Annotated in this window: 6 protein-coding genes and 1 other RNA gene; 3 read left to right on the forward strand and 4 right to left on the reverse strand. The window is 71.8% G+C overall.

Annotated features, from left to right (window positions below):
• Positions 1–1,065 (reverse strand): FtsH protease activity modulator HflK (gene hflK / locus ACZJYS_RS22250; RefSeq protein ID WP_493180359.1); only part of this gene is annotated, 1,065 nt, incomplete at its 3' end.
• Between the two features lie 177 nt (positions 1,066–1,242).
• On the opposite strand from hflK, the gene ACZJYS_RS22255 reads away from it, so the two are divergent.
• On the forward strand, positions 1,243–2,406 hold the full coding sequence (locus ACZJYS_RS22255; protein WP_493180360.1) for an Mrp/NBP35 family ATP-binding protein: 1,164 nt from the start codon (positions 1,243–1,245) through the stop codon (positions 2,404–2,406).
• Here the strand turns inward: ACZJYS_RS22255 and ACZJYS_RS22260 are convergent.
• From ACZJYS_RS22260 to thyX, 3 genes are read right to left on the reverse strand one after another with little or no spacing between them, the layout of a single operon-like run.
• Positions 2,396–2,611: a hypothetical protein gene (locus ACZJYS_RS22260; protein ID WP_493180361.1), complete on the reverse strand. Its 216-nt coding sequence runs from the start codon at positions 2,609–2,611 to the stop codon at positions 2,396–2,398. The two genes, ACZJYS_RS22255 and ACZJYS_RS22260, sit on opposite strands and share 11 nt — an antisense overlap.
• A 40-nt stretch (positions 2,612–2,651) precedes the next feature.
• On the reverse strand, positions 2,652–2,978 hold the full coding sequence (locus ACZJYS_RS22265; protein WP_493180362.1) for a hypothetical protein: 327 nt from the start codon (positions 2,976–2,978) through the stop codon (positions 2,652–2,654).
• Between the two features lie 10 nt (positions 2,979–2,988).
• Positions 2,989–3,927 carry an FAD-dependent thymidylate synthase gene (gene thyX / locus ACZJYS_RS22270; protein WP_109515107.1) on the reverse strand — a complete coding sequence of 313 codons (939 nt, stop codon included), beginning with the start codon at positions 3,925–3,927 and terminating at the stop codon, positions 2,989–2,991.
• Positions 3,928–4,319: 392 nt separating this feature from the next.
• Here thyX and ssrA point away from each other — a divergent pair.
• Together ssrA and ACZJYS_RS22280 are read left to right on the forward strand one after the other, a co-directional pair.
• Positions 4,320–4,647: a transfer-messenger RNA gene (gene ssrA / locus ACZJYS_RS22275) on the forward strand.
• A 103-nt stretch (positions 4,648–4,750) separates the two neighbouring features.
• Positions 4,751–5,284, forward strand: coding sequence for an SspB family protein (locus ACZJYS_RS22280; protein WP_109515106.1), 534 nt, complete (start codon positions 4,751–4,753; stop codon positions 5,282–5,284).
• Positions 5,285–5,409 lie beyond the last annotated feature (125 nt).

Here is a 5,409-nt window from a genome sequence, read left to right on the forward strand (position 1 = left end):
GTCATCCACCAGGATCTTCGGGTTGCGCCGCAGGATCTCCTCCATCGTCTCGAGGTAGAGGCGGCGGATCGTCACGTCCTGCGCCACCTGGTAGGCGGAGAGGATGGAGGTGAAGCGCGACGCCTCGCCGCGGGCGCGGGCGACCTGGCTCTCCTTGTAGCCTTCCGCCTCCTGGATCATCCGCTGGCCCTCGCCGCGGGCGCGGGGGATGATGTCGTTGCGGTAGGCCTCGGCCTCGTTGCGCATGCGCTCGCGGTCGGCGTTGGCGCGCTGCACGTCGCGGAAGGTGTCGATCACCTCGGCCGGCGGCTCCACCTTCAGCAGCTGGATCTGCGCCAGCTCGATGCCCGAGCCGTACTGGTCGAGGATGAACTGGGTGCCGGTGCGCACCGCCTGCTCGATCTCGGCACGCGCCTCGGTCAGCGCCGGCTGGATGGGGGTGCGGCCCACCACCTCGCGCATCACGCTCTCGGCCGCGAGCTTCACGGTCTGCTCGGGGTTGCGGGTGTTGAACAGGTACTCGCCCGCGTCGCGGATGCGCCAGAACACCGCGAAGTCGATGTCGATGATGTTCTCGTCGCCGGTCAGCATCAGGCTTTCCTCGATCACGTCCCGGGCGGGGACGGGACGGGTCAGCGGCGCGTCGCTGGACGCCCGGAAGCCGACGTCGATGCGGTTGATGCGCGTCACGCGCGGCGTGGTCACGCTCTCCACCGGCCAGGGCAGGCGGTAGTTCAGGCCCGGCATGGTGGTGCGGTTGAAGGCGCCGAAGCGCATCACCACGCCCTGCTCGTCCGGCTGCACGCGGTAGATGCCGCTGGCGGCCCACAGGCCGAGCAGCACCACGGCGCCGATGCCGATCCACTTGCCGGTGCCGCCGCCGCCGGGCAGGAAGCGCCGCAGCGCGTCCTGCGCCTGGCGGATGGCCTCGTCGAGATCAGGGCCGCCGCCGGGACTGCGCCCGCCGCCGCCGCCCTGTGGCGGTTGTCCCCAAGGTCCACCGGGGCGTGGATTGCCCCAAGGGCTGCCTCCTTGGCCGGATCCGCCGCTACTGTTCCAGGGCATAGGCTGGCTGCTCTCCCGTTACGTGTGCTCCCGGCCACAGACGCTTGCGCACAGACGGTGCATGCGCGACAGGGCCGGACCATATGTCGCCCTGTCCGGGCCAAGGCGCAATCCATGCGGATCACGCCACGGCGAGGGCGGGGCCGATATTGTCCGGTATGAAGGGGTTTTCAAGCGATGTCGGAGTCACTGTCGGAGGCCGTGCGCGCGGCGCTCGCCACGCTGCGGGACCCGGAGAGCGGGCAGGACGTTGTTTCCTCCGGCATGTTGCAGGGGCTTTCGGCGCGGGACGGCATGGTGCAGTTCGCCCTCGCCGTGCCGCGCGAGCGCGCCCGGGCGCTGGAGCCGCTGCGCGCGGCGGCCGAGCGCGCGGCCGCCGCCGTGCCCGGTGTGCTCTCCGCCACCTGCGTGCTGACGGCGCACCGCGACATCCCCGCGCCAACCACCCCGCACGCGCATGGGCATGCGCACGGGCATGACCACGCGCATGGCGCCGCCCCGGCGCCGGGCACCGCCCGCGCCACCCGCCCCGCCCCGGGCCAGGGGCCGATGCTGCTGCCCGACGTGACCTCCATCATCGCCGTCGCCTCGGGCAAGGGCGGCGTCGGCAAGTCCACCACCGCCGTCAACCTGGCCGTGGCGCTGGCCGCGGACGGGCTGAAGGTCGGGCTGCTGGACGCCGACATCTACGGCCCCTCCCTGCCGCAGATGCTCGGCACGCGGGAGAAGCCGCGCGCCACGGGAGGGCGCATCATCCCGCTCTCCCGCTGGGGGCTGAAGGCCATGTCCATCGGCTTCCTCGTCGAGGAGGAGACGCCGATGATCTGGCGCGGGCCGATGGTGATGGGTGCGCTGGAGCAGATGCTGGGCCAGGTGGAATGGGGCACGCTCGACGTGATGGTGGTGGACATGCCGCCCGGCACCGGCGACGCGCAGCTCACCATCAGCCAGCGCGTGCCGCTGGCCGGCGCCGTCATCGTCTCCACCCCGCAGGACGTGGCGCTGATCGACGCGCGGCGCGGCGTGCGCATGTTCGAGAAGGTGAAGGTGCCGGTTCTCGGGCTGATCGAGAACATGTCCTACTACTGCTGCCCGAATTGCGGCCACACGGCCAACATCTTCGGCCATGGCGGGGCGCGGGCCGAGGCCGAGCGGATGGGGGTGGAGTTCCTGGGCGAGCTGCCGCTGAAGCTCGAGATCCGCGAGCTGGCCGATGCCGGCACGCCGATCGTCATGGCGCGGCCAGAGAGCGAGGAGGCGGGGCGCTACCGCGCCATCGCGCAGCGGCTGCGGCGGAAGCTGGGCGAGGCGGCGAAGGGGCCGCGCATCGTCATGGAGTGAGGCGGCGGCGCCCCAGCCGGTAGCCGAGCCAGAGGGCGGCCACGACGAGCAGCGCCGTGGCCGCGTCATGCACCACGAAGGTGATGACGGCCCAGGCCAGGGCCAGCACCGCCCAGGCCAGCCAGAGCCCGAAGGAGATGGCCGCCAGCGCCATCATCAGCGGGAAGCCCAGCAGCAGCACCAGCAGCAGAACCATCCAGAACATCGTCCATGCCTCCCCCGCAGCCAGGGCCTGCGGGCTGTCCTCACGATCCCCGGCGGGCGCCGGACGCGGCGCCCCTGCCCTTCTCCTGGCCACGCATCATGCCGCGCTGGGGCGCCGTGGAGCGCCCGAGCGCAAAGCCGCCGACGCCGGTCAGCAGCAGCAGCGCGCCCAGATCGCCCACCATGGCATGCGCCAGCGGAATGCCGACCAGCAGCACCGCCACGCAGATCCACACCGCCAGCCACCGGCGCCAGGAGAAGCCGCCCAGCAGGCCCTTCAGCCGCCGCCACGGCCCGGGGCGCGGCGGCACGGCGGCCTTGCCGCGGCGGGGCGCGCGGGCGGTGCTGCCACGGGGTGCGGCGGCCATGGCGCGGGCCTCAGGCGGCGCGGCCGAGCTGCTCCATCAGCTCGCGCCATTCCCGCTTGGAGAGGCCGCTCTGCTCCTGCGTCACCGGCTCGCCCGCCAGCAGCCGCTTCACCACGCCGAGCATCTGCGCCGAGAGGGTGACGGCGCCGAGCCGGTAGTCGCGGAACGCCTCCGCCACCGCCGGCACCCAGGCATCGAGCACGGCGAGCATCGCCTCGGCATAGACGCGGATCTCGTACTGGGCGTGCGCATCGGCCCGCAGCCGCAGGAAGTGCAGCAGGTTGTGCAGGTCGGTCTTCCAGTACCACTGGGTGTAGGCGTTCAGCGTCAGGTTCATCCGCGCCAGCTCGCGGGCCAGGCCCTGGCGGGCGGGGTCGAGCGTGTTGCCGGCCTCATCGAGGTTCAGCATGGCCTGGTAGTGGTCGTAGTTGCGCATGGCGTCCTGGCGCAGCAGCTCCAGCACCTCGGCCGCCTCCTGCCCTTCCAGCACATCCCCCCGCCCCTGCCGGTTGCTGGCCGACTGCGCGGCGAGCTGCGCCGGGGCGGGCAGGTAGAACTCCCGGTCCATGATGGAGTAGCGGGCCGAGTACTCGTTCACGTTGGCGGTGCGGTGGCGGATCCACTGCCGCGCCACGAAGATCGGCAGCTTCACATGGAACTTGATCTCGCACATCTCGAAGGGCGTGCTGTGCCAGTGCCGCATCAGGTAGCGGATCAGGCCACGGTCCTCGTTCGCCGCGCGGGTGCCGCGGCCGTAGGAGACGCGCGCCGCCTGCACCACCGCCGCGTCGTCGCCCATGTAGTCCACCACGCGGACGAAGCCGTGGTCCAGCACCGGCAGCGGCTCGAACAGCATCGCCTCCAGGGCCGGCACGGTGGGGCGCCGCGTCTCCGTCCGCGCCGCCTGCGCTTCCGAGAGTTCCTGACGCTGCGCGGCGGTGAGTTCCATGGGTTCAGATCCTGGGCGTGCGGAAGCCGCCACGGCCGGAAAGCCGGAAGGCGGAACCGGAGAAGGCGCGAAGGGCGGTGAGGCCCGGGGCGGTGGCCCCGGGCTCCGGGTCGCGCAGGGTCTAGCCAAAAGGGGGCCATCCCACCAGCGCCGATCTGCGGGGCCCGGTGCGCGGCACGCATGCGGAAGCGCACGACCTTCACGGCATGTTGATCGCCCGGCCCGCCGTGCCCTGGTCCTGGCTCACGCGCTCATGCCACCGGAGGCCCGCCCCACACGGACAGTCCCGCCGGCAGAGTTCCGGCACGGCCGGGGCCGGCCGCCTCCGGCACGCCAGAGGTGTACAAGCCAGAGATGTGGGGCGGGCGGGCGCGGCGCTTTTCCGGAAGCGCCCCCTCGATTTCCGCCGCGGGGCGGCCTATATCGTCGTCGTCCCCTCGGGGACTATGGCGATAAACGGCATGTGGAATAAGCGTTGCGGACCCGGGGGCAGTGCCCGGCGTCTCCACCAGCATCGCCGCCAGGGATCGTCTGGCGGGCTTCTGGGGACGAAACAGGCTCGACGCGCGTGGTAAAGCCATGTCTTTTGCCCGGCATTGTACCGCCGTTATCGGGCTAAATCACAAGTGCCAACGATAATGGTCGCGAGACCATGGCGCTCGCTGCCTAACAATAGGTAAGCGCGGTCCGGGGGGAACCGGGCAACAGAATCCCCCCACTGATTTGCCGCTCCCGTCCCTTTCCTGCGCTGGACCACTTCCCGCACCTGGGGAGCATCCGGTATGGGTCATGCGTTTTCTGGGCGTCTGCCGGGGTATGCTGCATGACGGATGAGACCAGGCAGGCGGAAAGCCTGCTGCCTTACGATCGCTGGACCGAGGACGCCATGCGCGAGGTCGCGCTGCGCGCCCTGGAACATGCGGGCGAGCACGGCCTGCCCGGTGAGCACCACTTCTACCTCACCTTCCGCACCGACCGGCCTGGCGTCGCCATTCCCGGTCACCTCAAGGCCCGCTACCCGGAGGAGATGACCATCGTCCTCCAGCACCAGTTCTGGGACCTGAAGGTCGACCGGGAGCAGGGCTTCGTCACGGCCGGCCTGTCCTTCGGCGGGGTGCCGGCGACGCTGGTGATCCCGATCTCCGCCCTGACCGCCTTCTGGGACCCGCATGTGCGGGTGGGGCTGCGCTTTCCCTCGGCCGAGGCCGCCGAGGCGGCGGCGCCTGCCGGGGCCGAGGTCGCGCCCTCTCCGATGGCGGAGCAGCCGGAGGCCGAGGCCCCTGCCCCGGCCGAGCCGGAAGGCCCCGCCCAGGTGGTGAGCCTCGACGCCTTCCGCCGCCGCCCGACCCGGGATTGAGCGGCACCGCCCTCCCCCGCTGACGCCACGGGCAGGCCCCGCTTCGGGGCCCGTGCCGGTTGGCTTGCCCGGCGGGCTGCACTACCTCTTTCCCGGCGCGACGCTGCCCGTCCGGCGGCGCCCTG

It is taken from the genome of Roseomonas sp. TS2 (assembly GCF_058833935.1).